This is a genomic window from uncultured Dechloromonas sp., from assembly GCF_945957265.1.
Taxonomy (GTDB): domain Bacteria; phylum Pseudomonadota; class Gammaproteobacteria; order Burkholderiales; family Rhodocyclaceae; genus Azonexus.
In genome coordinates this window covers 1-26,454 of the sequence record NZ_CAMFKO010000011.1, presented here as the reverse complement: position 1 = coordinate 26,454, position 26,454 = coordinate 1, and the positions used below count along the sequence as shown (strand labels likewise).

General features: G+C 64.5%; 21 protein-coding genes. 18 read left to right on the top strand and 3 right to left on the bottom strand.

All coding sequences use genetic code 11. The annotated features are described in order from the left end of the window. Positions 1-18 precede the first annotated feature (18 nt). The 11 genes from Q0P59_RS07820 to Q0P59_RS07770 all read left to right on the top strand — a co-directional run bounded on the left by Q0P59_RS07820 (position 19) and on the right by Q0P59_RS07770 (position 17,126). A complete protein-coding gene (locus Q0P59_RS07820; RefSeq protein WP_295005309.1) occupies positions 19-5,157 on the top strand; it encodes an alpha-2-macroglobulin in 5,139 nt (1,712 codons plus the stop codon). A 7-nt stretch (positions 5,158-5,164) separates the two neighbouring features. Continuing rightward, positions 5,165-7,507 (top strand): penicillin-binding protein 1C, encoded by a 2,343-nt coding sequence (gene pbpC, locus Q0P59_RS07815; RefSeq protein WP_295005307.1) that lies wholly within the window; start codon positions 5,165-5,167, stop codon positions 7,505-7,507. 60 nt (positions 7,508-7,567) lie between these two features. Continuing rightward, the gene (locus Q0P59_RS07810) at positions 7,568-8,239 is read left to right on the top strand and encodes a phosphoglycolate phosphatase (protein ID WP_295005305.1); all 672 of its coding nucleotides are present in this window, start codon (positions 7,568-7,570) and stop codon (positions 8,237-8,239) included. 139 nt (positions 8,240-8,378) lie between these two features. Beyond that, a complete protein-coding gene (trpE, locus tag Q0P59_RS07805) occupies positions 8,379-9,854 on the top strand; it encodes an anthranilate synthase component I (protein WP_295005303.1) in 1,476 nt (491 codons plus the stop codon). A 255-nt stretch (positions 9,855-10,109) separates the two neighbouring features. Beyond that, a complete protein-coding gene (locus Q0P59_RS07800; RefSeq protein WP_295005301.1) occupies positions 10,110-10,997 on the top strand; it encodes a glutamate/aspartate ABC transporter substrate-binding protein in 888 nt (295 codons plus the stop codon). Positions 10,998-11,055: 58 nt separating this feature from the next. After that, positions 11,056-11,796: an amino acid ABC transporter permease gene (locus Q0P59_RS07795; protein WP_295005299.1), complete on the top strand. Its 741-nt coding sequence runs from the start codon at positions 11,056-11,058 to the stop codon at positions 11,794-11,796. Then, entirely contained in the window at positions 11,793-12,476 is a 684-nt protein-coding gene (gltK, locus tag Q0P59_RS07790; RefSeq protein WP_295005297.1) for a glutamate/aspartate ABC transporter permease GltK, read from the top strand. Before Q0P59_RS07795 ends, gltK begins: the two co-directional genes overlap by 4 nt. A gap of 22 nt (positions 12,477-12,498) precedes the next feature. Next, positions 12,499-13,227 (top strand): amino acid ABC transporter ATP-binding protein, encoded by a 729-nt coding sequence (locus tag Q0P59_RS07785; RefSeq protein WP_295005295.1) that lies wholly within the window; start codon positions 12,499-12,501, stop codon positions 13,225-13,227. Between the two features lie 11 nt (positions 13,228-13,238). Continuing rightward, positions 13,239-13,889, top strand: coding sequence for a MarC family NAAT transporter (locus tag Q0P59_RS07780; protein WP_295005293.1), 651 nt, complete (start codon positions 13,239-13,241; stop codon positions 13,887-13,889). Between the two features lie 31 nt (positions 13,890-13,920). Continuing rightward, positions 13,921-15,816, top strand: a complete 1,896-nt coding sequence (locus tag Q0P59_RS07775) for an ATP-binding protein (RefSeq protein WP_295005291.1) — start codon at positions 13,921-13,923, stop codon at positions 15,814-15,816. Further along, positions 15,813-17,126, top strand: coding sequence for a sigma-54 dependent transcriptional regulator (locus Q0P59_RS07770; RefSeq protein ID WP_295005289.1), 1,314 nt, complete (start codon positions 15,813-15,815; stop codon positions 17,124-17,126). The genes Q0P59_RS07775 and Q0P59_RS07770 overlap by 4 nt, the downstream gene beginning before the upstream one ends. Positions 17,127-17,204: 78 nt before the next feature. Here Q0P59_RS07770 and Q0P59_RS07765 read toward each other — a convergent pair whose 3' ends face one another. The 3 genes from Q0P59_RS07765 to Q0P59_RS07755 form a co-directional block, all read right to left on the bottom strand. Next, positions 17,205-18,383 carry a porin gene (locus Q0P59_RS07765; RefSeq protein WP_295005287.1) on the bottom strand — a complete coding sequence of 393 codons (1,179 nt, stop codon included), beginning with the start codon at positions 18,381-18,383 and terminating at the stop codon, positions 17,205-17,207. 146 nt (positions 18,384-18,529) lie between these two features. After that, complete coding sequence (locus Q0P59_RS07760) at positions 18,530-19,591, bottom strand: asparaginase (protein ID WP_295005285.1); 1,062 nt, start codon at positions 19,589-19,591, stop codon at positions 18,530-18,532. A gap of 237 nt (positions 19,592-19,828) precedes the next feature. Continuing rightward, on the bottom strand, positions 19,829-20,839 hold the full coding sequence (locus Q0P59_RS07755) for a glycosyltransferase family 2 protein (protein WP_295005283.1): 1,011 nt from the start codon (positions 20,837-20,839) through the stop codon (positions 19,829-19,831). A gap of 146 nt (positions 20,840-20,985) precedes the next feature. Here Q0P59_RS07755 and Q0P59_RS07750 point away from each other — a divergent pair, with 146 nt between their 5' ends. The 7 genes from Q0P59_RS07750 to erpA all read left to right on the top strand — a co-directional run bounded on the left by Q0P59_RS07750 (position 20,986) and on the right by erpA (position 26,343). Then, entirely contained in the window at positions 20,986-21,558 is a 573-nt protein-coding gene (locus Q0P59_RS07750; RefSeq protein ID WP_295005281.1) for an aminodeoxychorismate/anthranilate synthase component II, read from the top strand. An 8-nt stretch (positions 21,559-21,566) separates the two neighbouring features. Continuing rightward, positions 21,567-22,598, top strand: coding sequence for an anthranilate phosphoribosyltransferase (gene trpD, locus Q0P59_RS07745; protein ID WP_295005279.1), 1,032 nt, complete (start codon positions 21,567-21,569; stop codon positions 22,596-22,598). Then, the gene (trpC, locus tag Q0P59_RS07740) at positions 22,595-23,383 is read left to right on the top strand and encodes an indole-3-glycerol phosphate synthase TrpC (RefSeq protein ID WP_295005277.1); all 789 of its coding nucleotides are present in this window, start codon (positions 22,595-22,597) and stop codon (positions 23,381-23,383) included. The genes trpD and trpC overlap by 4 nt, the downstream gene beginning before the upstream one ends. Before the next feature lie 171 nt (positions 23,384-23,554). Next, entirely contained in the window at positions 23,555-24,772 is a 1,218-nt protein-coding gene (locus Q0P59_RS07735) for a porin (protein ID WP_295005275.1), read from the top strand. A gap of 413 nt (positions 24,773-25,185) precedes the next feature. Continuing rightward, positions 25,186-25,425 (top strand): hypothetical protein, encoded by a 240-nt coding sequence (locus Q0P59_RS07730; RefSeq protein WP_295005273.1) that lies wholly within the window; start codon positions 25,186-25,188, stop codon positions 25,423-25,425. 101 nt (positions 25,426-25,526) lie between these two features. Next, the gene (locus Q0P59_RS07725) at positions 25,527-25,928 is read left to right on the top strand and encodes a polymer-forming cytoskeletal protein (protein ID WP_295005271.1); all 402 of its coding nucleotides are present in this window, start codon (positions 25,527-25,529) and stop codon (positions 25,926-25,928) included. A gap of 64 nt (positions 25,929-25,992) precedes the next feature. After that, positions 25,993-26,343 (top strand): iron-sulfur cluster insertion protein ErpA, encoded by a 351-nt coding sequence (erpA, locus tag Q0P59_RS07720; RefSeq protein WP_295005269.1) that lies wholly within the window; start codon positions 25,993-25,995, stop codon positions 26,341-26,343. The last annotated feature ends 111 nt before the right edge of the window (positions 26,344-26,454 follow it).

Sequence of the window (26,454 nt, the reverse complement as noted above, 5' to 3'; positions counted from 1 at the left end):
CATTCTGAGGGGGCGTCGATGTCCTTGTTTTCCGGGCGGCTGAATATTCGGGTCCTGGCCCTGCTGATCGCCGTTGGCGCGGCCATTGCGGGGCTTCTCCATTATTACGTTCCGGCGACCGACGGTGGCGCAGGCGGCGATGCCGGTCCCTTCGAGATCGCCGACGTCGCCAATCGCGACTTCGAAGGCGCACCGGCGCTGGCCTTGAGTTTTACCCATCCGATGAGCGCCCGGGGCAGCTACGACGACACGATCCAGGTCTTCGAAATGCCGCCGCGTGCAGCCGATGGCGTCAGGGCGGCTCGCAATGACGACGAGGAGGGCGGGTTCGACGACGAGCAGGCGCCGGGCATCGCCAATCCGCAGGTCAGCACCAAGGACGAGGACGTCAGGACCGACGGCGGCAAGCTGGTCAAGGGCGCCTGGGTCGTCGGCGACAACCCGCGCCTCCTCTACTTTCCGCACATCAAGCCGCAGACGCGCTACGTGATCCGCGTCGCGGCCGGCCTGCCGGCCGCTTCGGGCGAGAAACTGGCGGCCGAGGGGCGCTATTCGATCCTCACCGCCACGGTTTCGCCGGCCTACTATTTCCCGAGCCGCGGCATGGTCCTGCCGGCCAAACAGAACGGCGGGCTGCCGGTGATGACGGTCAACGTGCCGGAAGTCGACATCCAGTTCCTGCGCGTCAAGCCGGACCAGCTGCCGCGCTTCCTCGACAAGGTGATCAGCGGCCCGCGCAAGGCGCCCAACCGCCGCCAGAACGACGAGGATGGTTTTGCCTACGACGAGGACACCGACTGGCGTGCCACCGACCTCAAGGGGGCGATCAGCAACTGGTCGCTCGACGCCATGCACAAGCTCACCGACAGCGTTTTCGTCGGGCGCTTCCTGACCGAGCAGAAGCCCAACAAGCGCAACGTGACCTTCATTCCGGTCGAGGAAATCAAGGAGCTGCGCGAGCCCGGCATCTACATCGCGGTGATGAGCCTGCCCAACCGCTTCCGCCATGACTACCAGGTCACCTATTTCTACGTCAGCGACCTCGGCCTCGCCACCCGGCTGTTCGCCAAGGGGGCGGATGCCTACGTCAGCTCGCTGACCACGGGTAAGGCGGTATCCGGCATCGAAGTGGCGTGGATGGACGAAAACGCCAAGGTCGTCGCCCGCGCCGAAACCGACGGCAACGGCCGTGCCGCCTTTGCCGAACGCCCGGCCGGCGCCAGGGTCGTCGTCGCCCGCCAGGGGCAGCAGATCTCGATGATCACCCTCAAGGAGCCGGCGCTCGACCTCTCCGAATACGATGTCGCCGGCCTGCCGGGCCGTCCGGTGCGCCTGTTCGCCTACTCCGGCCGCAACCTCTATCGGCCGGGCGAGCAGTTCGATCTCTCGGTGCTGGCCCGCGACGCCGACGGCCGGCCGGTCGCGCCGCAGCCGATCCAGGCCATCCTGCGCCGCCCCGACGGCAAGAGCCAGTTCACCGCCACCTGGCAGCCCGACGCCAGACTGGGCGGCTACTACCAGAGCCGCATCGAGCTGCCGGTCGATGCGCCGACCGGCTTCTGGACGCTGGAACTGCGCGCCGACCCGGCCGACAAGCTGGCGACGACCAGCTACCGCTTCGGCGTCGAGGAGTTCATGCCCGAGCGCATGAAGCTCGACCTGACGAGCAAGCAGGCCACGGTGTCGCCCGACGACAGCCTGAGCGTCGCGGTCAAGGGCGCCTATCTCTACGGCGCGCCGGCCGCCGGCAACCAATTGCTCGGCGTTGCCGTGTTCGAACGGCAGAAGAATCCGCTCGCCCAGAAACTGCCGGGCTTCGAGTTCGGCGACACCAACGAGGACAGCCAGCGCGAGCGCGTCGAGCTGGAACAGAACGTCCTCGACGAGAACGGCGACCTGAGTCTCGACGTCGACCTGTCGCCGGCCAACGGCAAGCGCTCGCCCTATACCGTTCGTGCCACGCTGAGCCTGCTGGAAACCGGCGGTCGCCCGGTGGTGCGCAATTTCGAACGCGTCATCTGGCCGGCGCCGGTGCTGGTCGGCGTCCGTCCGCTGTTCGCCGGCGACTATGCCCGCGAAGGCAGCGTCGCGCAGTTCGAGGTCATCCGTGCCAACGCCGACGGCAAGCTGTTCGCCGGCAAGGCGCTGCCGGTCCGCCTGTTCCGCGAGAACCGCGACTACTACTGGCGTTTCGACGACCAGCGCGGCTGGCACAGCGGCTTCACCGAGACCGACGAACTGGTCGATACCGGCAGCGTCAGCATCGCCGACGGCGGACGCGGCAAGCTCGGCCTGCCGGTCAAGTACGGCCGCTACCGGCTGGAAATCACCGATCCGGAAACCCGGCAGCTCACCAAATACCGCTTCTACGCCGGCTGGAGCGCGCGCGGCGACGAAACCCAGGGCGTGCGTCCGGACCGTGTCGCGCTGAAGTTCGACAAGCCGGCCTACAAGGACGGCGAGACCGCGAAGCTGACCATCACCCCGCCGCATGCCGGCGAGGCGCTGGTCACCGTCGAGGGCGACAGGACCCTGTGGCTGAAGCGCGTCGCGGTGCCGGCCGATGGCACGACGCTCGACATTCCGGTGGACAAGGACTGGAAGCGCCACGATCTCTACGTGTCGGTGGCCGTGCTGCGCCCCGGCAACAGCGGCGAAAAGGTTACCCCGGCCCGTGCCCTGGGCCTGGCCCATCTGCCGCTCGAGCGCGGCGACCGCAAGTTGGCGGTCACGCTGGAGGCACCGAAGAAAATGCTGCCGGAAAGCAAGCTGAAGGTGAAGGTCAAGGTGCCGGCGGCGGCAGGCCAGAAGGCGATGGTGACGCTGTCGGCGGTCGATGTCGGCATCCTCAACATCACCCGCTACGCAACGCCCGATGCGCATGGCCATTTCTTCGGCAAGCAACGCTACGGCGCCGACCAGTACGACGTCTATGGCCGACTGATCGAGAAGATGGCCGGCCAGAAGGGCAAGCTGAAGTTCGGCGGCGACGCCGCGCCCAAGGCGACCAAGAGCCTGCCCAAGAAGGTCCGGCTGGTCGACCTGTTCTCCGGCCCGGTCGAACTCAACGCCCAGGGCGAGGCAGAGGTGGCGCTCGACGTGCCCGACTTCAACGGCACGCTGCGCCTGATGGCTGTGGTTGCCGCGCCCGACAGGTTCGGCAATGCCGAGGCGGAAACCGTGGTCGCCGCGCCGCTGGTCGCCGAGCTGATGACGCCGCGCTTCCTGACCGTCGGCGACAACGCCACCGTCGCGCTCGACCTGCACAACCTGTCGGGCGAAGCGCAGAAGCTCAAGGTCCGCGTCATCAACGGCGACGGACTGAAGGTGGCGAACGCCGAACGCGAACTGGAACTCAAGGACCAGCAGAAGCAGACCCTGCGCTTCGCCGTCGAGGCGGGCAGCGCCTTCGGTCTGACCGATGTGCGCGTGGCGGTGAGCGGCACCGGCGGCCTCAAGCTGGAGCGCAGCTTCGGCCTGCAGGTCCAGGCGGCGACGCCCCAACAGCAGGTCATGAAACTGCTGGCGGTCGGGCCGGGCGAAAGCGTCGACATCAAGGAAGCCGAGCTGGGCGGTTTCATCAGGAGCACCGTGCAGTCGCACCTGGTGATTTCCGACAAGGCGCCGATCGACGTGCGCGGCGCCATCCAGGGCTTGCTGACCTACCCCTACGGCTGCGCCGAGCAGACCACGTCGACGGCCTACCCGCACGTGCTGGTCGACGAGGAGGGCGCCAGGCTGTTCGGCCTCAAGGCCTACAGCCGCGAGCAGCGGGCCGACATGCTGGGCAAGGCGATTGCCCGCCTCGGCGCGATGCAGGCGCCGAACGGCGGCTTCAGCCTGTGGGGCAACGTCTCCGAGTACCAGTACTGGCTGTCGGCCTATGTCGGCAACTTCCTGCTCGATGCCCGCGAACAGGGCTTCGACGTGCCGGAGGCGATGCACAGGAACGCCATGGAATTCCTGCTCAAGAACCTGCAGGAAGGCGCCGCCGGACTGCCGAGCGGCAAGGTGGTCTATCGCGACAACGGCTGGCAGGACTACCGCTACGCCGGTTCCGGCCGCTTCGGCGTGCTGGCCTACGGCGGCTACGTGCTGGCCCGCGAATCGAAGGCGCCGCTGTCCACGCTGCGCCAGATGTTCGAGCTGCGCGAGCAGGCGCATTCGGGGCTGGCCCTGGTCCATCTCGGCCTGGCACTCAAGCTGATGGGCGACGAAACCCGCGCCCAGACGGCGCTGGCCGAAGGCGTCAAGAAGAGCCGCGACGCCGGCTACTGGTGGGGCGACTACGGCAGCCCGCTGCGCGATGCGGCGCTGTCGTATGCGCTGCTCGAACGCCACAAGCTCAAGGTCGAGGGCAAGGACAATCTGGTCGCCATCGCCGCCGCGGAGCTGGGCAAGAATCGCTACACCAGCACGCAGGAAAAACTTGCGCTGTTCCTGCTCGGCCGCAATTTCGCTGGCAAGACGGGGGGTGAAACAACTTGGAGCGCCGAGTTCGCCGGCAAGGACAAGCCGGAAAGCGTCACCGCCTCGGGCAACCTGGTCTACCCGCTGACGGCGTCAGCACTGCAGGGCGGCGTGCGCCTCAAGAACACGCACAAGGACAAGCTCTACCTGCAGCTCAGCCTGAGCGGCCACCCGGCGAAGATGCCGGCCAACCGCGACGACGCCATCGCCCTGTCGCGCGACCTGTTCGAGGCCGACGGCAAACCGCTGCGGCCGCGGGCGCTGCGCGTCGGCGAATCGGTGATCGTGCGCATCAACGTCAATCCGCGGAGCTGGGTGAATACCGGCATGGTCGTCGACAAGATCCCGGCCGGGCTGGAAATCGAGAACCTCAACATCGCGCAGGGCGAGGGCATCGCCAGCACGACCATCGACCGGGTCAATCCGGCCGAGGCGATGCAGGACCCGCGCATTCAGCATGTCGAGTTCCGCGACGACCGTTTCGTCGTCGCCGCCCGCCTGCAGGGCAAGCTGAGCCTGTTCTACCGGGCGCGCGTGGTGACGCCGGGCAGGTTCGTCTTTCCGCCGGTCTACGCCGAGGATATGTACCGTCCGGACGTCTATGGCCTGGCCACCGGCGAGGCGACGCTGACCGTCACCGACGGCCGGGAGAAGGCGGCCTCGGGCACGCCGGCCGCCAAGCCCTGAGCGTGGCGTGACGGGCGAGGGGGGCTTCGCATTCTGGCGCGGCAGGCTGCAACGCCTGCCGCGCCGGGTGTGGCTCGTCCTTGCCGTGCTGGTCTTGCTGCTGGTGCTCGACCGCGCCTTCCCGCCCCGGGTGCCCGGCCGCGATGCGCCGAATGCGCTGCTCATCGTCGCCCGCGACGGCACGCCGCTGCGCGCCTTTCCCGACCGCGACCACGTCTGGCGGCATCCGGTGACGCTGGCCGAGGTGTCGCCGCGCTATCTCGAGGCGCTGGAAGGCTATGAGGACCGCTGGTTCCACTGGCATCCCGGCGTCAATCCGCTGGCCCTGGCCCGCGCGGCATGGCAATGGGCGCGCCACGGCCATGTCGTTTCCGGCGGCTCGACGCTGACCATGCAGGTGGCGCGCATCCTCGAACCCATGCCCAAGACCGTGCCGGGCAAGCTCGGGCAGATCCTGCGCGCCCTGCAGCTGGAAGCCCATTACAGCAAGGACGAAATCCTCGGCATCTACGTCAATTACGCGCCGATGGGCGGCGTCCTCGAGGGCGTCGAAGCCGCCAGCCGCGCCTATCTCGGCAAGCCGGCCCGGCTGCTGAGCCATGCCGATGCCGCGCTGCTCACCGTGCTGCCGCAGGCGCCGTCACGCTTGCGCCCAGACCGCCAGTCCGAGCGCGCCCGTTTGGCCCGGGACAAGGTGCTGCAACGCATGGCCGGCACATGGTCCGAGGCCGATATCCGGGATGCGCTGCAGGAGCCGGTGGTCGCCCAGACGGTACGCGATCCGCTGCTGGCGCCCCTGCTCGCCGAGCGTTTGCGCAAGGAGGCGGCCGGCTGCCAGCGACTCGACACGACCATCGACGCCCAGGCGCAGCAGAGGGTCGAGCTGTTGCTGGCGCATCGCCTCGGCGCCTTGCCGCCGCGCGTCTCGATGGCGGCGCTGGTGGTCGACAACGAGACGCTGGAGGTCCGCGCCTACGCCGGTTCGGCCGATTTCGCCGATGCCGACCGCTTCGCCCACGTCGACATGGTGCGTGCCTCGCGGTCGCCGGGTTCGACGCTCAAGCCCTTCCTCTACGGCCTGGCGCTGGATGAAGGCCTGATCCATTCCGAATCGCTGCTCGGCGACGTGCCGCAGTCCTTCGGCGGCTACCAGCCGGGCAACTTCCAGCAAAGCTTCCACGGCCCGGTCAGCGTTTCCGAGGCGCTGGTCAAGTCGCTCAACGTGCCGGCCGTCGAGGTGCTCGAACGCCTCGATCCCAACCGTTTCGTCGCGGCGCTGCGCCGCGGCGGGCTGAAGCTCGATTTCCCGAAGGGCGAGTCGCCCAACCTGTCGGTCATCCTCGGCGGCGCCGGCACCTCGCTGGAACAGCTGGTCGGCGCCTACACCGCCTTCGCCCGCCAGGGCATGGCCGGCAAGCCGCGCTATACGCCGGAGGCGCCCCGGGTCGAGCAGCGCATGCTCTCCGCCGGCGCCGCCTTCATCATTCGCGACATTCTCGAATCCGGCGGCCCGGTCGGCCGGGCGGTCGAGGCCGGCAGCGGCATCCGGCGCGGCATCGCGTGGAAGACCGGCACCAGCTTCGGCTTTCGCGATGCCTGGGCGGTCGGCGTTTCCGACCGGCTGACGGTCGGCGTCTGGGTCGGCCGGCCGGATGGCACGCCGAATCCCGGTTTCTTCGGCGCCAACATCGCGGCGCCGCTGCTGGTCGATATCTTCAGCGCCCTCGACCAGCAGCCGGCGGTCACCCGCACGCCGCCGCCGTCGGTCGGCCAGCGGAAAGTGTGCTGGCCGCTGGGCGGGCGCTACGATTCGGCGGAGGAAGGGCTGTGCCACCGGCAGGCGCTGGCCTGGCTGCTCAACGACACGGCGCCGCCGACCTTCCCGGATCGCCTGCGCAGCGGCGAGATGCGTTACCGCTACCAGGTCGATGCGGCGAGCGGCTTGCGCGTGACCCCGGCGTGCAGCGACCGGCCGCGCCGCGAGGTCGATGCAGCGCGCTGGCCGGCGGCGCTCGAGCCCTGGCTGGGGGCGGACCTGCGCCGCAAGGCGCTGCCGCCGGCCTGGGATGCGGGATGCCGCCAGCAGGCGGAGCCGGAGGCCGGGCTGCGTATTTCGGGCGTCACCGACGGCGAAGTCATCAGGCGCCTGCGCGCCGACCAGGAGCCGGTCATCCGCCTGGAGGTGCGCGGCCAGCGCGGACAGGTGTACTGGCTGCTCAACGGCAGGCTGCTTGCGCACCGCCCGGCCAGCCTGCCGTTCATCCATCGGCTGAGCGAAACGGGCCGTGTCGACATCACGGTGATGGACGAGCACGGGCGCTTCGACCGGGCCAGCATCAGCGTGCGCTAGGGCGGGCAGGCCGGCGGCGCTATATACTCGCTGTCTTCATCGTCTGCCGGTCCGCCCATCATGCATTTCCACTCAGTCACCTTCGACCTCGACGGTACCCTGCTCGACACCATCGCCGACCTGGCCGAAGGTTGCCGCCTGATGCTCGCCGACGTCGGTGCGCCGCCGCGCAGCCAGGCCGAGGTGCACAGCTTCGTCGGCAAGGGCATGGCCGTGCTGGTCGAGCGTTGCCTGACGCATGGGCAGGCGCCGACCGCCGAGGCGCTGCACGCCGCCATCGAGTCGTTCAAGCGCCACTACAGCGAGGTCAATGGCCGCTTCACGCAGATCTACCCGGGCGTACTGGAGGGCTTGGCGGCCTGGAAGGCGAGCGGCCTGAAAATGGGCGTCGTCACCAACAAGCCGGGGATGTTCACCGAGGCGCTGCTCGAGCGCATGGGCATGGCCGATTTCTTCGAAGTGATCGTCTCCGGCGACACCACGGCGCACAAGAAGCCGCACCCCGAACCCATCCTGCACGCCTGCCGCCTGTTCGGCGTGCGCCCGGACCGCAACCTGCATGTCGGCGACTCGGAAAACGACATCCTGGCCGCCCGCGCCGCCGGTTGCCCGACCTTCTGCGTGCCCTACGGCTACAACGAAGGCAAGCCGGTGGACAGTGCCGATTGCGATGCGCTAGTATCCGATTTGCTTGCCGCCTACCGGCAGGCGCTCACTTTCAAGACCTCCTGACGAAATGACCACCTTGCATCACTGGAACATCGAGCTTCGTTGGCGCCGCTGGCGTCCGTAATCATTCGCCCGTTTGGCGCCCGCGTGTCACGTCCGGCGCACCCCAGTTTTGCAACACCCCGTCATTTTGAGGCTTCCCATGACTGAAACCGAATTCAACGCGCTGGCCGCGCAAGGCTACAACCGCATCCCCGTTTCGCTGGAAACGTTTGCCGACCTCGACACGCCGCTGTCGATCTACATGAAGCTGGCCAACGGCCCCTACACCTACCTGCTCGAATCGGTGCAGGGCGGCGAGCGCTTCGGCCGCTACTCGATCATCGGCCTGGCCGCCTCGACGCGCATCGTGGTCAATGGCCACCAGGTGCTGGTGCTGACCGGCAACCGCATCGCCGAGCGCGAGGACGACACCAATCCGCTCGACTTCATCGGCAAGTACATGCAGCGCTTCCGCGCGCCGCCGGCCAGCGGCCTGCCGCGCTTCTGCGGCGGCCTGGTCGGCTGTTTCGGCTACGATACCGTGCGCTATGTCGAAACCCGCCTGACCCGCACCCACAAGCCCGACGAAATCGGTACGCCGGATATCGGCCTGCTGCTTTCCGAGGAACTGGCCGTCGTCGACAACCTGTCCGGCAAGCTGACCCTGATCGTTTACGCCGAGCCTGGCTTCCCCGGCGCCTACCAGAAGGCGCGCAGCCGCCTGAAGGAGCTGCTGGGCAAGCTGCGCATGCCGGTCACCCTGCCCAGCGAGCAGCCGGTGCATTCCGAAGCGGCGGTGTCCACCTTCGGCGAGGCCGCCTTCAAGCAGGCCGTGCTCAAGGCCAAGAGCTACATCACCGAAGGCGACATCATGCAGGTCGTGCTGTCGCAGCGCATGACCAAGCCGTTCCTGGCCAGCCCGCTGGCGCTGTACCGCACGCTGCGCAGCCTGAACCCGTCGCCCTACATGTTCTATTTCGACTTCGAGGACTACCACGTCGTCGGCGCCTCGCCGGAAATCCTGGTGCGCCTCGAAGGCGAGCGCGTCACCGTGCGGCCCATCGCCGGCACCCGCAAGCGCGGCGCTTCGCCGGAAGAGGATGCCGCGCTGGCCGCCGAACTGCTGGCTGACGAGAAGGAACGGGCCGAGCACACCCAGCTGCTCGATCTCGGCCGCAACGACTGCGGCCGCGTCGCCCGGGTCGGAACGGTCAAGCTGACCGAGAACATGATCGTCGAGCGCTATTCGCACGTGATGCACATCGTCTCCAACGTCGAAGGAAAGCTGCAACCCGGCCTCGACGCGCTCGACGTGCTGCGCGCCACCTTCCCGGCCGGCACCGTGTCCGGCGCACCGAAAGTGCGGGCCATGGAGATCATCGACGAGCTGGAGCCGGTCAAGCGCGGCATCTACGCCGGTTCGGTGGGCTATCTCAGCTTCAACGGCGACATGGACGTCGCCATCGCCATCCGCACCGGCGTGATCAAGGACAAGAAACTCCACGTCCAGGCCGGCGCCGGCATCGTCGCCGACTCGAACCCCGAATCGGAATGGCAGGAAACCCAGAACAAGGCCCGCGCCGTGCTGCGCGCCGCCGAGCTGGCCGAGCAGGGGCTGGATACGCGGATCAACTGAACTCAACGCCATTTGTGATGCAGAAGCCGCCTTCGGGCGGCTTTTTTCATGCGTTTCGACAGGCGGCTGTCGGAAAACCGACGGCGAATTTTTTGTTCCGTCGGTTTTCCGACGAACTGATCCCCTTGTTTTTCATAAAATCTTTTAAAAACAGCTTGTTGTCGTTTGTTATTGGCTCCGTTGTCCTTGGTACGGCATGTGCGTATGATGAATCGGGAAGCCGGAGGCGGCTTCATCTTTTCCGGAGACAAAATAATGAAACGTATCGTTCTCGCCGCTGCGGTCCTGGCCGCCTGCTCCTCGTCCGTCATCGCCCAGGAATCTCCCACGCTCAAGAAGATCAAGGAGACCGGCAGTATCACGCTCGGCCATCGCGAATCCTCGATTCCCTTCTCGTATTACGACGACAAGCAGCAGGTGATCGGTTATTCCCATGAGCTCATGCTCAGGGTGGTCGACGCCATCAAGAGCGAACTCAAGCTGGCCAAGCTCGATACCAAGCTGATGCCGGTCACCTCCGCCAACCGCATTACCCTCGTCCAGAACGGCACCGTCGACATCGAGTGTGGCTCGACGACCAACAACACCGAGCGCCAGAAGCAGGTGGCCTTCTCGACCAGCATCTTCGTCATCGGCACCAAGCTGATGACCAAGAAAGAGTCCGGGGTCAAGGACTTCCCCGATCTCGCCGGGAAGAACGTCGTCACGACGGCGGGTACCACGTCCGAGCGCCTGATCCGCAAGATGAACGAGGAAAAGCAGCTGAAGATGAACGTCATCTCGGCCAAGGATCATGGCGAATCCTTCCTGACGCTGGAAACCGGCCGGGCCGTGGCCTTCATGATGGACGACGCGCTGCTCTATGGCGAAATGGCCAAGGCCAAGCGGGCAAGCGACTGGGTGGTGGTCGGTACGGCGCAATCCAAGGAAGCCTACGGCTGCATGCTGCGCAAGGAGGATCCGGGGTTCAAGAGGCTGGTCGATGCCGCCCTGACCAAGGCGCTGACCTCCGGCGACGCCGAGAAGATCTACGCCAAGTGGTTCATGAATCCGATCCCGCCCAAGGGCCTGAATCTCAACATGCCGCTCTCCGACGACATGAAAGCCCTGATGAAGGCTCCGAACGACAAGGCTTTCGAGTAATTCTGGCGGATTCCGGGGGGGCGACACCCCGGGATGCGTTTCGGGAAAGGGGTTTAGCATGAGCTACCAATGGAACTGGGGCGTCTTCCTGCAGCCGTCGGCTGCCGGGGACGATACCTATCTGGGCTGGATGTTCTCCGGCTTCAAAATGACCATCGCGCTGTCGCTGACAGCCTGGGTGCTGGCGCTGATGCTCGGGGCGCTGGTCGGCGTCCTGCGCACGGTGCCGAACAAGACGCTGGCGGGCATCGCCACAGCCTATGTCGAGCTTTTCCGCAACGTGCCGCTGCTGGTCCAGTTGTTCATCTGGTACTTCGTGCTGCCGGAACTGTTGCCGGCCAGCATCGGCGACGCCTACAAGCAGTCCAATCCGGTACTGCAGCAGTTCCTCGCCTCGATGGTCTGCCTCGGCCTGTTCACCAGCGCCCGTGTCGCGGAGCAGGTGCGTGCCGGCATCAATTCCTTGCCCAGGGGGCAGAAGAATGCCGGCCTGGCCCTCGGCTTCACGCTGCCGCAGACCTACCGCCACGTGATGTTGCCCATGGCTTTCAGGCTGGTCGTGCCGCCGCTGACCTCCGAATTCCTCAATATCTTCAAGAACTCCGCCGTCTGCTCGACCATCGGCCTCCTCGAACTGGCTGCCCAGGGCCGCCAGCTGGTCGATTACACGGCCCAGCCCTACGAGTCCTTCATCGCCGTGACGCTGTCCTACATCATCATCAACGTTACCGTGATGACCCTGATGCACAGGTTCGAGAAGCGGATTGCAGTGCCCGGCTACATCGGAGGTAAATCATGATCTACGAATTCGACTGGTCCTCCATTCCCGGCGCCTTGCCCTTCCTGTGGGACGGCATGAAGATATCGCTGGTCATCACCGCCCAGGCGGTCGTCGTCGGCATCGTCTGGGGCACCATCCTCGCCATGATGCGGCTGTCGTCGATCAAGCCGCTGTCGTGGTTCGCCGCCGGCTACGTCAACCTGTTCCGCGCCGTGCCGCTGGTCATGGTGCTGCTCTGGTTCTTCCTGATCGTGCCGGAGTTCGTTGGGCAGCTGTTCAACATTCCGAAGGGGACTGACCTGCGCTTGTCGTCGGCCATGGCCGGTTTTGCCCTGTTCGAAGCAGCCTACTACTCGGAGATCATCCGCGCCGGCATCCAGAGCGTGCCGAAGGGCCAGATTGCCGCCGCCTCGGCGCTCGGTATGACCTATGGCCAGTCCATGCGCCTCGTCGTGCTGCCGCAGGCCTTCCGCAACATGGTGCCGCTGCTCCTGACCCAGGCCATCATCCTCTTCCAGGACACCTCTCTGGTCTATGTTTCCGCGCTGGCCGACTTCTTTGGCGCCGCCTACAAGGTCGGCGACCGCGATGGCCGCCTGGTCGAGTTGCTGCTGTTTGCCGGCGCCGTCTATTTCGTCATCTGCTTCAGCGCTTCGCAGTTGGTGAAGCGCCTCCAGAAAAAATACACCCCGGCCTGAGCGCCGCCCAAGGAGACACTCCATGATCAACATCACCAACGTGAGCAAGCATTACGGCAGTTTCCAGGTGCTCAAGGACTGCACCACCTCGGTCGCCAAGGGCGAGGTCATCGTCGTCTGCGGTCCGTCCGGCTCCGGCAAGTCGACCCTGATCAAGTGCGTCAATGGCCTGGAACCCTTCCAGGCCGGCGAAATCATCGTCGACGGCACCTCGGTCGGCGATCCGAAGACCAACCTGTCCAAGCTGCGCGCCCGGGTCGGGATGGTTTTCCAGAACTTCGAATTGTTCCCGCACATGAGCATCACCCAGAACCTGGCCATTGCCCAGGTCAAGGTGCTCGGCCGCAGCCAGGACGAGGCGATGGACAAGGGGCTCAAGCTGCTCGAGCGGGTCGGCCTCAAGGCGCACGCAGCCAAGTTTCCCGGGCAGCTCTCCGGCGGCCAGCAGCAACGTGTGGCCATTGCCCGGGCGCTGGCCATGGACCCGATCTGCATGCTTTTCGACGAGCCGACCTCGGCGCTCGACCCGGAAATGGTCAACGAGGTGCTCGACGTCATGACCGAACTGGCCCACGAAGGCATGACCATGATGTGCGTGACCCACGAAATGGGCTTCGCCCGGCGCGTTGCCGACCGGGTGATCTTCATGGACCAGGGCGCCATCGTCGAGGATGACGACAAGGAAACCTTCTTCGCCAACCCGCGCTCGCAGCGTGCGCAGAGCTTCCTGGCGAAGATCCTGCACCACTGAGAAAACCTTCGATGACGAACGAAGCCTTGGCGCGTATGGCACTCAGTTTCTTCCTCGGCGGCATGGTCAGTCTGCTGACCATGACCAATCCGCTGTCGAAGATACCGGTCTTCCTGTCGCTGTCGGTCGGCGTGCCGTCGCTGACAGCCAACCGGGAGGCGCTCAGGGCTTGTCTGTATGCCTTTCTGTTGCTTACGGTTGGATTGTTCGCGGGCGTTGCCGTCCTCGAAGTCTTCGGTATTTCCTACGGGGCGTTGCGCATTGCCGGCGGGCTCACGGTAGCCATGATTGGCTACCGCATGCTGTTCGATACGGTCGAACCGGCGGCACAGTCAGCTTCCGGCGGCAGCTTCGCCTTTTTTCCACTGGCCATGCCGGGTATTGCGGGACCCGGAGCCTTGGCGACAGTGATCGGCATCTCGACCGAGATTGCCGAGCTGTCGGGTGGCCTGCTGCGGGCGACTGCCTACGGGGCGACGGTGGCCGGCATTGCCGTGACCTGTCTGGCGATCTGGCTGGTGCTGCGTTCCGCGCGCTGGGCGTCGCGCTGGCTGGGCAGGGAAGGGGTGAATGTGGTCAGTCGGCTGACCGGCTTCCTGCTCGTCTGCATCGGTGTCCAGTTTGTCGGCTCGGGTGTGCGCACCTTCATGGCGGGCGCCTGAGCGGCGCTTCGCCGTCGCGACCCTCAAGGCCATGCCCCCTACCCTTCCGCATCCGCATCGTGCGCTCGGCCTGGCCATGCTGCTGGCCGTTCTGGCGCTCCTCGGCCTGCTCACCTACCGTCTGTCCGAGCACTTTGGCATCGAACGGATGCGCGATGCCACCAGCCATCAGCTGGATATCCTGGCGGCGGCCATCGATAGCGAAGTGACGCGTCACGCCTCCATCCCCAACGCCATCGAACTGAATCCCGACATACTCGCCCTCTTGCGGGCGTCGACCGAGCAACAGGATGTCCGGCAGGGTGCAGCCAACCATTTCCTGCAGAAGCTGAACGATCATCTGGGCGGCCCGGCCATCTTCGTGCTCGATACCGGCGGCCGGGTGCTGGCTTCCAGCGACTGGATATTTTCCGACAACCTGCTGGGTTCCGATCTCTCCTACATGCCGTTTTTCCGCGATGCCGTGCAGGGAACGCCGGCGCGTCACTATGCAATCGACCCCGCCCGTCAGGAACCGGGTTATTACTTCGCGCTTCCGATTCGCGACGAAAGGCAGGATTGGCGGGTGATTGGCGTAGCCGTCGTCAAGTCAGGCCTGCGCGAGCTGGAAAGGCGTTGGCTGGCTCAGGAAGCCCCGGCATTGATCGTTGACGGCAACGATCTTGTCCTCCTCGCATCGCCGCCCGAGTGGCGCTATGCGACGCTGAGGCCAAATGAGCGCACGACACTGGATCAGATCGGACGTCAGCAGTTTGCCGGCCAGCGCCTGGGTGAACTCAGTCTCGATATCGATCTCTCGGGGGCGGGAGAGGGGACGCTGGTTCGCCTGCCCAAGCATTTGCGGGGCGATTTGCAGGCTTTGAAGGGGGAGCGCCAGTACCTGGCCTTGTCTCGCCACCTGCCGGGAACAGCGTGGCGGATCGTTGTCTTTTCCGATCTGCGTCCGGTCGGCGTACAGGCGGCCACGCATGCGGCGCTCGGCATCGCGGCCTTCGGCTGCATGCTGCTCGGCGTGCTCTATGCCCGGCAGCGCCGGCGTCTGGCACGTGGCCGGGAAGAGGCGCGGGCGCTGCTCGAACGGGCCAACCACGAGCTCGAACGCAAGGTCGAGGAACGTACGGCCGATCTGTCTGAGGCGGTTTCCGGCTTGCAGCGCGAGGTTGTCGAGCGCCAGCGTGCCGAGCAGACGCTGCGTGCCGCCCAGGATGAACTCGTGCAGGCCGCCAAGCTGGCGGTTCTCGGACAGATGGCCACCGGCATCACGCACGAGCTGAGTCAGCCGCTCGGGGCGATCCGTGCGCTGGCAGCGAATGCCGTGGAGTTCATGCGGCGTGGCGACATGGCGACCACCGAGAAAAACATGGCCATCGTCGAGCAGTTGATCGAGCAGATGGGGAGCATCATCGGTCAGTTGAAAACCTTCGCCCGCAAGTCGCCTGCCGTCTATTCGGCAGTCGATGTCGCGCAGGCCGTGGAGGGGGCGCTCTTCCTCTTCGACGTGCGTCTGAAACGGGAAAGCGTCACGGTTGAGCGCAATGTCGAACACGGAGCCTGGATTGCCTGGTGCGACCGCAATCGCCTGCAGCAGGTGCTGGTCAACCTGATCGGCAACGCACTTGACGCCATGCAGGGCGAGGTGGTGCGGCGTCTGGCTTTTTCGGTCGACAAGGCCAGCTCCGGGCAGTTGGCCCTCGCCGTCACCGACAGCGGTTGCGGTTTCACGGAGGAAGCGCTCGCTCACCTGTTCGAGCCTTTCTTTACAACCAAGCAACCGGGCGAAGGCCTGGGGCTGGGTCTGACCATCTCGCGCGATATCCTGCGTGATTTCGGCGGCGATCTCCTGGCCGGCCCCGCGCCGGGAGGGGGCGCCCGCTTCGTCGTCCTCTTGCCGCCTCTTTTGGCCGAACATCGGGAACAAACCACATGAAAACGCCATTGAAAGTCCTGCTTGTCGAGGATGATCCGAATGTCCGGCTCGGCTGCGAGCAGGCGATGCAACTGGCCGGCATTGACGTCGTTGCCACTGCTTCGGGCGAAGAGGCGGAGCGGCACCTGACGCCGGATTTTCCCGGTATCGTGGTCACCGACATGCGTCTGCCGGGGATGAGCGGCATGGATTTGCTGCGCCGTGTCCGCGAGCAGGACGCGGACCTGCCGGTGATCATCATCACCGGCCACGGCGACGTGACGCTCGCCGTCGAAGCCATGCGGAACGGTGCCTACGACTTCATGCAGAAGCCTTTCTCCATCGACGATCTGGTCGATGTCGTGCGGCGGGCGCTGGAAAAGCGCGAACTCGTCCTCGAGGTCGAATCGCTGCGCCGCCGCCTGGATTATCGTGATGACCTCGAAGCGCGGCTCATCGGCCGTTCGCCGCAAATGCAGAAGGTGCGGCGCCTGATCCTCGATGTCGCCAATGCCGCGGTTGACGTGCTTATCGTCGGTGAAACGGGGACCGGCAAGGAAATGGTGGCGCGCTGCCTGCACGACCTGGCCCGTCCCGGCCAGGAAAACTACGTCGCCATCAACTGCGGCGGCATGGCCGACAACCTGCTCGACAGCGAACTCTTCGGTCACGAGCAGGGGGCCTTCACCGGGGCCCAGAAGCGTCGTATCGGCAAGATCGAATACGCCAGCGGCGGCACGCTTTTCCTCGATGAACTGGAGAGCATGCCGATGAACATGCAGATCAAGCTGTTGCGCGTACTGCAGGAACGCGTCATCGAGCGACTCGGCTCGAACCAGCTCATACCCGTGAATTGCCGGGTGGTCGCCGCCAGCAAGGAAGATCTCAAGGTCTGGTCGGAGCAAGGGAAGTTCCGGGCCGACCTGTACTACCGGCTCAACGTGGTGCGCATCGAGCTGCCGCCGCTGCGCGAGCGGCGCGAGGATATCCCGGCGCTCTACGACAGCTTCCTGCTGCACGCCGCCAAACGCTACAACCGCCCGCCGCCGCCCTTGACCCCGGAAACACTGCGTCGCCTGATGGCCCAGGACTGGCCGGGCAATATCCGTGAATTGCGCAACGCCGCCGAATGCCATGTCCTCGGCATTGGCGGGCAGGTGATCGGGAGCGGTGAGGCACCATCCCTGAGCGAAGCGGTCGAAAATTACGAGCGCTTGCTGATCGACGACGAGTTTTCTCGCCAGCAGGGCAATATCCAGCGTACCGCCGATGCCTTGCGCATCGCGCGCACGACCCTGCACGACAAGCTGAAGAAATACGGCCTGATTTGAACCCGGCCTGCACCTTGAGGGGCGCTGCGATGTCGATCCGCTCGGCATCGCAGCGCCCGCTTGCGTCAGGGGCGCCGTTTAGAAAGCGTACTGATAGCCCAATGCCACGCCATAGGCGGAGTCGCCCGGGTTGATCACGTAGTTGCCGGCGGAACTGGTGCCCATCGGGACCAATGCCGAGCCAGCGGCGTTCTTGTGTGCCGAGACGATGCCGTAAACGCGGGATTGGGCGCTGATGCTTTCGACCCAGCCGATGGTCGCGACGCGTCCCTTGTCGTTCGGGCTCGCATCCTCGGTGTGGCCTTCGGCATACGCCAGCAGCAGTTGTCCGGTCAGGGTGGCGGCCGTCCGGCTGCCGATCATCCATTCGCGCCTGACCTTGTTGATTCCGCTGTCGTTGTCGGTCGCTGCGCGGCCAAAGCCGGCCAGCAGGCGGGTGTTGCGCAGCTGGTAACTGGCGCCGACAAACGTGTTCTTGATGACGGCGCTCGTCGAACTGTTGTGGTCGTCGCGCTGGTAGGCGGCGGTCAGGCCGAGCGGGCCATTTTCGTAATTGACGGCGAGCGCGGCGGCATCGGAGCTCCGGCCGGTTTCCCCGCCCAGCGCCAGCATCGCGGTGGCGCTCAAGCCGGCAAACTTCGGCGTGGCGTAGATGATGGAGCTGTCGAAGCGGGTGCCGCCGGTGCTGACGTTGCCGTCGGTGGTCGGGGAGCCGTAGCCCTGCTCGAAGGCATCGTAGGCAATCACGCTGTTGTACATCGGCGAATACTGGCGGCCGGCGGTGAGGCGTCCCCAGGTGTCGCTTTCGACCCCGGCGTAGGCCTGGCGACCGAAGAAGCGGCCGCCTTGGGCCAGCGTGCCCTTGTTGGCGAAGAAGCCGGCTTCCAGCTGATAGACGGCGCGCAGGCCTTCCTTGATGTCGGCCCCGCCTTTGACGCCCAGTCGGCTGCCGTTGAGGCCGCCGGATTCGAGGGCGAGACGGTCCCCCTTGTTGCCGCCGGAGTTGTATTCGGTGAACAGGTCGAGTTTGCCGTACAAGGCGGCGCTTGGGTTCCCGCCCAGGGCCGTGCCGGAGAGCAGCGGAACGCTGGTCGCGGCTGGGCGTGGTTCTTCCTTTTTGGCCTCGAGTTGGGCAATCCGGTCCTGCAATTTCTGCAGGGCTTGTTTCATGTCGTCCAGCTCGCTGGCCTGGGCGGCAACGGGAGACAGGCCGGCAATCAGGCCGGCGCCGGCCAGGGCAATAACGATTTTCTTCATGTGCTTGATCCTTTTTTCGAAATGAACGCCCCCCTGCCCGCAGCGAAACGCTGCAGCATGTACTTGGGCAAGGTGGTTTGCGCTCAGGCCGGCATCACGGCCGGCCCGGGCGATCTAGTGCTTACGATGAGGGAGAGGGCGGGAACTCAGTATTCCCAGAAAATGCGCTGCAGCTCCTTGCTGTCGCTGGTCTTGGTCAGCGCCACGGCAGCGAGGATTCGCGCCTTCTGCGGGTTCAGGTCATGGGCGACGACCCAGTCGTACTGGTCGTCCGGCTGCTCGGCGTTGCGCACGACGAAGCCGCCGGCATTGACGTGCGAGGAGCGGATGATCTGCACGCCCTTGCCGCGCAATTCGCGCAGGGCGGGAACGACACGGTTGCTCACCGAGCCGTTGCCGGTGCCGGCGTGGATGATGGCCTTGGCGCCCTTGTCGGCAAAGGCGCGATAGGCCGTGTCGTTGGCGTTGCCCTGGCCGTAGGCGATCTCGACGAGCGGCAGGCTGCCGATCTTGTCGATGTCGAATTCGGAATTGACCGTGTGGCGCTTGGCCGGCAGGCGGAACCAGTAGTTCCTGCCCTCGACCACCATGCCCAGCGGCCCCCACGGGCTCTTGAAGGCTTCGGTACGGATGTTGATCATCTTCGCGACGTCGCGGCCGCTGTTCAGTTCGTCGTTCATCGCGACCAGAACGCCCTTGCCGCGCGCATCGCGGCTGGCCGCCACGCTGACCGCGTTGAACAGGTTGAGCATGCCGTCCGCCGACATGGCGGTACCCGGGCGCATCGAGCCGACGACCACGATGGGCTTGTCGCTGCGAACCACGAGATTGAGGAAGTAGGCGGTTTCTTCCAGGGTGTCGGTGCCGTGGGTAACGACGATCCCGTCCACGTCGCCTTGCTTCGAGAGGTCGGAAACGCGTTTGGCGAGACTCAGCAGGTGCTCATTCGTGAAGCTCTCCGAAGCGATTTGGAAGACCTGCTCGCCGCGTATGCTGGCCACCTTGGCCAGTTCCGGTACCCCGGCGATCAGCTTGTCGACCGGTACCTTGGCGGCCTGGTAGGTCGCACTGTTGGTGGCTTCGGCGCCAGCGCCGGCAATCGTGCCGCCGGTGGCCAGGATCACGACGTTGGGCAAGCCGGCCCAGGCCGCGACGGAGGCAAGCAGTCCGGCGGCGATGAGCAGGCAACGAGAAATGGTGCGGTTCATTGAATCTCCTTGTTGATCTAATCGGGAAACCGGAGATCGGTTCCGTGCCTTCTGCATTGCACGCTGCGTGCCAGCAGAGGCGACAGGATCGGAGGTCGTTCAAGTCGTTGATTCGATTGCCCGGGGTGGCCGCAAATAGGCCGTCGGCTGTCGGTGGGCCGTGGGCGCGGCACTTTCGAGCCTCGGGTTTCCGACATCGGGCCGGGCCGGCGAATGTCGAGCCGGCCCTGTGCTACGTCAATCCGCCTTGTGCCAGGCCTCGTCGGCAGCCAGTTCGGCCGTCTGGCGGGCCGAGTAGGAACGCACGGTGCCCGATTCGAAATAGATGCGGGCGAGCAGTTCGGAGAGCACGCCGGTGGTGATGAAATGCACGCCGGCGATCAGGGTGCCGATGCCGACGATGAGCAGCGGGCGGCCGCCGATCGACTCGCCCAGCCCGAACTTGACCCAGCCCAGCCAGGCCAGCACCAGGCCGGAAATGGCGGTCAGCGCCAGGCCGATGCTGCCGAAGAAGTGGCCGGGGCGGGCGCGGAAGCGCATGAAGAAATAGACGGCGATGAGGTCGAGGATGACGCGGAAAGTGCGCGAAATGCCGTACTTCGACACGCCGGCCGTGCGCGGGTGGTGCGTCGTCGCCTCCTCGGCGATGCGGCGCGGCGTGGTCACGGTCGCCATCCAGGCCGGGATGAAGCGGTGCATTTCGCCGTACAGGCGGACGCGCTTGATCACGTCGCCGCGGTAGGCCTTCAGGCTGCAGCCGTAGTCGCGCAGCTTGACGCCGGTCATGCGGGCGATCAGGCGGTTGGCGATCTTCGACGGAATCTTGCGCAGGAACAGGCCGTCCTGGCGGTTCTGGCGCCAGCCGGCGACCAGGTCGAGGTCCTCGTTGAGCAGGCGGGCGACCATGCGCGGGATGTCGACCGGGTCGTTCTGCAGGTCGCCGTCCATGGTCACGATCACGTCGCCGCGGGCGGCGTCGAAACCGGCCTGCATGGCCGCCGTCTGCTTGAAATTGCGGGTCAGTTCGACGACGCGGACGTGCGGGCCGTATTCACGGGCGCATTGCAGGCCGCGGTCGACCGTCGCGTCGCTGCTGCCGTCATCGACCAGCACCAGTTCCCATGGATGCTGGTAGCCGGCCAGCGCCTCATGCACCCGCTTCACCAGCGGCGCGATATTGTCTTCCTCGTTGTAGAACGGGACGACGATGGACAGGCTGTGCGGAGGAATGGAAAGGGCGGCGGTCATGATGGGGTCCGGCGGGAAAGCGCGCATTTTAACCCGAACGGGATCGCCGGCCATGATCGGCGCCGCCGGAGATCGTCTGAAAGGCGTCGAACGGCGGTGCTTAAGGTAGAATCTGGCGCTTACAAAACAGGCAAGGAATCAACAGCATGCTGCTGATGATCGACAACTACGACAGCTTTACCTACAACATCGTCCAGTACCTCGGCGAGTTGGGCCAGGATGTGAAGGTTTTTCGCAACGACGAGATTTCCCTCGCCGAGATCGCCCGCCTCAAGCCCGAATACCTGGTGATTTCCCCCGGCCCTTGCGCACCGGCGCAGGCTGGCGTTTCGCTGGCGGCGATCAAGGAATTCGCCGGCAAGATTCCGCTGCTCGGCGTCTGCCTCGGCCACCAGTCCATCGGCGAAGCCTTCGGCGGCAAGATCGTGCATGCCAAGCAGTTGATGCACGGCAAGGTGTCGCCGGTGCATCACAAGGATGTCGGCGTCTTCAAGGGGCTGCCCAATCCGCTAACCTGCACCCGCTACCATTCCCTGGCCATCGAGCGCGAGTCGCTGCCCGATTGCCTGGAGGTCACCGCCTGGACGGACGACGGCGAGATCATGGGCGTCCGCCACAAGACGCTGGCCGTCGAAGGCGTGCAGTTCCACCCCGAATCGATCCTGACCGAGCGCGGTCACGACCTGCTCAAGAACTTCCTGGACGAACATAGGAAATGACTACGGCAATGACTCCGCAAGCCGCTCTCCAGCGTGTCATCGAACACCGCGAAATCTTCCATGACGAAATGGTCTCCCTGATGCGCCAGATCATGGGCGGCGACGTGTCGCCGGTCATGATCGCCGCCATCATCAGCGGCCTGCGCGTCAAGAAGGAAACCATCGGCGAGATCGCCGCCGCCGCATCGGTGATGCGCGAACTGGCGACGCCGGTCAAGGTGCCCTACGACAACCGCTTCGTCGATATCGTCGGCACCGGGGGCGATTCGGCGCACAGCTTCAATATTTCCACCACCTCGATCTTCGTTGCCGCCGCCGCCGGCGCCAAGGTGGCCAAGCATGGTGGGCGCAGCGTATCGTCCAGCTCCGGCAGTGCCGACGTGCTCGAAGCGCTCGGCGCCAACATCATGCTGTCGCCGGAGCAGGTCTCGGCCTGCATCGAGGAAACCGGCATCGGTTTCATGTTTGCGCCCAACCACCACAGCGCCATGAAGCATGTCGCCCCGGTGCGCCGCGAAATGGGTGTGCGCACCCTGTTCAATATCCTCGGTCCGCTGACCAACCCGGCTGCCGCGCCGAATACCCTGATGGGCGTGTTCCATCCCGACCTGGTCGGCATCCAGGTCCGCGTCATGCAGCGCCTGGGCGCCGAGCGCGTCCTGGTCGTGCATGGCAAGGATGGCCTGGACGAGATTTCCCTCGGCGCCGCCACGCTGGTCGGCGAGTTGAAGGATGGCGAGGTGAGCGAATACGAAGTTCACCCCGAGGATTTCGGGCTGCAGATGATGTCCTTGCGCAACCTGCAGGTCGCCAGTGCCGCCGAATCGCGCGCCACCATGTTGGGGGCGCTGGAAAACAAGGCGGGCGCCGCCCGCGAGATCGTTTGCCTGAATGCCGGCGCGGCGCTCTACGTCGCCAATGTCGCCGACAGCATCGGTGACGGCATCGCCAAGGCAAGGGAGGCGATCGCCAGCGGCGCCGCGCGCGCCCGGCTGGACAGCTTCGTCCAATGCACGCAACGACTGGGGGCGCAGGCATGAGCGACATTCTCAATAAAATCATCGCGACCAAGTTCGAAGAGGTCGCCGCGGCACGTGCCGGCAAATCGCTGGCGGCCGTCGAGGCCGAAGCCGCCGCGCAGCCGGCTGCGCGCGATTTAGTCGGTGCCATCCGCAACAAGATGGCGGCCGGCCGCCCGGCGGTCATCGCCGAAATCAAGAAGGCCAGCCCGTCGAAAGGCGTCATCCGCCCCGACTTTCAGCCGGCCGAAATCGCCCGCAGCTACGAACAGCACGGCGCCGCCTGCCTGTCGGTGCTGACCGATCGCCAATATTTCCAGGGCTGCCCGGAATACCTCCAGGCCGCCCGCGCCGCCTGCTCCCTGCCGGTGCTGCGCAAGGATTTCATGGTCGATGCCTACCAGGTCGCCGAAGCCCGGGCCATGGGCGCGGACTGCATCCTGCTCATCGCCGCCGCTTTGAGCCTTGCCGACATGCAGGCCCTCGAGGCGCAGGCCATGGGCCATGGCATGGCCGTGCTGGTCGAAGTGCACAACGGCGAAGAGCTGGATGCCGCACTGCAACTGAAGACCCCGCTGCTCGGCATCAACAACCGCAACCTGCGCACCTTCGAAGTCACGCTCGATACCACCCTCGGTTTGCTCTCCCGCATTCCGGCCGACCGTATCGTCGTCACCGAAAGCGGCATCCTGAAGCCGGAAGACGTCGCCCTGATGCGCGCCAACAAGGTCGAAACCTTCCTTGTCGGCGAAGCCTTCATGCGCGCCCCGGAGCCGGGTGTCGAGCTGGCCCGCGTGTTCGCTTGAGCCTGTTGCGCCAAAACAACAAAGCCCGCCAAAAGCGTCGCAGCAACGCAAACACCGGTTGCTAGGGCGTTTCGCTCTTTGCGACAATCGACGCAACTTCTCGATCCGAGAGGTAAAGCTTGGAATGACTTTCGGGTCAAACCAAAAACTAACCACTAAGGAGATTTTCTGATGCAAAAGAAGATTATCGCTCTGGCAGTTGCTGCTCTGGCCTCTTCCGCCGCTTTCGCTCAAACCAACGTCACCATCTACGGTGTTGCTGACGCCACCTTCGACAGCGTCAAGGCTACCGGCTCTACCGGCAACAGCGACCGTCTGGATTTCAACAGCCGTAACCGCGTTACCGCCAACTCTTCCCTGATCGGTTTCAAGGGTGTTGAAGATCTGGGCAACGGCCTGAAGGCTGTCTTCCAGTTCGAAAGCAGCGTTTCTTTTGACGCCGCCACCGGTGGCAATGCCAACCGTGACTCCTTCGTTGGTCTGGCTGGTGGTTTCGGTACCATCGTTGCCGGTAACCTGACTGGCCCGACCCGTGCCATGGGCGCCAAGTTCGACGTCAACGCCGGCGCTACCGGCATTGGCGCCAACACCGCCCTGCTGGGCAAGTTCGGCGGCGGTTCGGGTGCCGGTCACTTCGACCAGCGCATCACCAACGCCATCGCCTACGTCTCCCCGACCATCGGCGGCTTCAGCGGTGTTGCCGCTTACTCCACCGGCTTCACCACCACGGGTCTGGCTGGTCACGAGTCCATGGGTGCCGACAACAACGGTCAAGGTAACACCGCCTGGACCATGGGCCTGAACTTCGAAACCGGCCCGATCTACGCTGGCTACGCCTACACCGCTGTTAATGCTGCTGGTAACGGTTCCGTTGGCGCTTCCTCCACCACGACCGCTAACACCACGACCGGTGCTGTTTCTACTGTTAACGTTATTGGTGACGGCCTGGCTGCTGGCTGGAACAAGGTTGACAACCACCGTCTGGGCGTCATGTACAAGGCTGCTTTCGGCCAAGTCGGCTTCCTGTTTGACCGTGCCCGCCTCGACCCGACCACCGGTTCCGATCTGAAGCAAAACACCACCTACCTGTCCGGCAAGTTCAACCTGGGCAAGGGCGCGATCCTGGCTCAGTGGGGTCACGCTGGCGACCTGAAGGGTAATAGCGTCGACAAGGAAGGTGCTAACCACTACGTTGCTGGCTACGAATACAACCTGTCCAAGCGCACCATGTTGAAGGCTGTTTACAGCCGCATCAACAACAAGAACAACGCTAACTACGACTACCTGTACGGCGTTTCGAACCCGAACTCCACCGCTACCGTTTCTGGTGGCCTGAGCGACGGCGCCCAAGTCAATGGCTTCAGCGTTGGCCTGCGTCACTCCTTCTAATCTGGCTTAAACCAGGTCTGAAACAGAAACGGGAGCTTCGGCTCCCGTTTTTATTTGCCTCTCGTTTGTCGCTTGGTCGTCGTTTGAGGCGGTGTGTTATGGGTGTTCGGCACTAGTCTCCCCTCGCAATCGCTTGTGTAGGGTGTTCCTGCGTTGCATCGGGGTACGGCTCATCTTTCGTGCGGCGATCTCCGTGATTGGTTCGAGGTATCGGGATGCCAATGCCAGCTCTCTCTCTTAAGCTCAAAAGATATCGGCGACGATTTGGGGTGTTGTCACCTCGAGTGGTTGTTCGCCGACATATGCCGCGCCCTTTGTTCTGGTTGTCTGCCATATTGTTTGCGGTTGTTGTGTTCGGGCTGGGCTGGTTTGCTGCGAGTTACCGAGGTGTGGGGCAGGGTGGAGAGGGTGAGATGGGGCTGCGTGAGCGACTGCAGTTGCAGCAAGATGAGCTGGCTGTTTTGCGCTCGGCGGCGGGGTCTGCCCAGAATGCCTTGAATATCGAGCGTGCCTCTCATCAGCAACTGATTCTCAAGATTGGCGTGCTTGAGGCTGAAAATGCCGCCTTGAAAGAGGAGGTGAAGGTGTTTGAGCGTTTGGTGCCTTCGGGGGCTGAGGCGGGGTTTCGCGCAAACAGAAAACTGTCGCGGTAGCGCTGCGTGAAAAGGATGGCTCCGTGCGGGGGGGGGAGTCTCGTGTTTTGCGAAATGGTACGATAAGACCCAAGCGATTGACGCAGCTTTAGGAGTTTGCGATGTTTGGCAAAAAGGAACACAACAAGCCCTTGGGGCGTATCGATAGCCTGATTGGTGCAGGGACCAGGGTCGAGGGGGCTGTGTATTTCACGGGAGGGCTGCGCGTCGACGGTGAGGTGAAGGGCAGTATCCAGGCCGTGGAGGGCGCTTCATCCTCCACTTTGATATTGAGCGAGCATGCGCGTGTCGAAGGAGGTGTTAGGGTTGGTCACCTGGTCACCAATGGTTCCGTGGTCGGTCCGGTAGTGGTGACTGAGTCGCTGGAGATGCAATCGAAGGCGCGTATTGTGGGGGATGTCGAGTACGCGGCAATTGAGATGCACCAGGGGGCTGTGATCGAGGGGCGCCTAGTAAATGCGATTGGGGCGTCCGTGGAACTTAAGGCCGCGACCCCTGCCTAATACGATTGACCGGGATTGTGCGGCCTCGCATAATCGTGCATGAATTTTTTCTGGAGTTTTGCTCATGAATGCAGTTGCCGAAATGGCCACCCCTTTTGTGTTTACCGACAGTGCTGCCGGCAAGGTTAAGGAGTTGATCGAGGAAGAGGGAAATCCGGCGCTCAAGTTGCGGGTGTTTGTCACTGGCGGTGGCTGCTCCGGCTTTCAGTACGGCTTCACTTTTGACGAGGAAGTGAACGAAGACGATACGACGATGGAGAAAAATGGCGTAACTCTGTTGATTGACCCGATGAGCTTCCAGTATCTGGTCGGTGCTGAAATCGATTACAGCGAAGGTCTTGAGGGGGCGCAATTCGTGATTCGCAATCCGAACGCTACCTCCACCTGTGGCTGCGGGTCGTCCTTCTCTGCTTGAGTAATTAAGTTCTTCCCCAAAGGCAGCTTCGGCTGCCTTTTTCTTTTTATATGCCTGGCTTTTGAAAAACTTTTGTGAGGCTGTTGACGGCGGTTTTTTAATCTATATAAT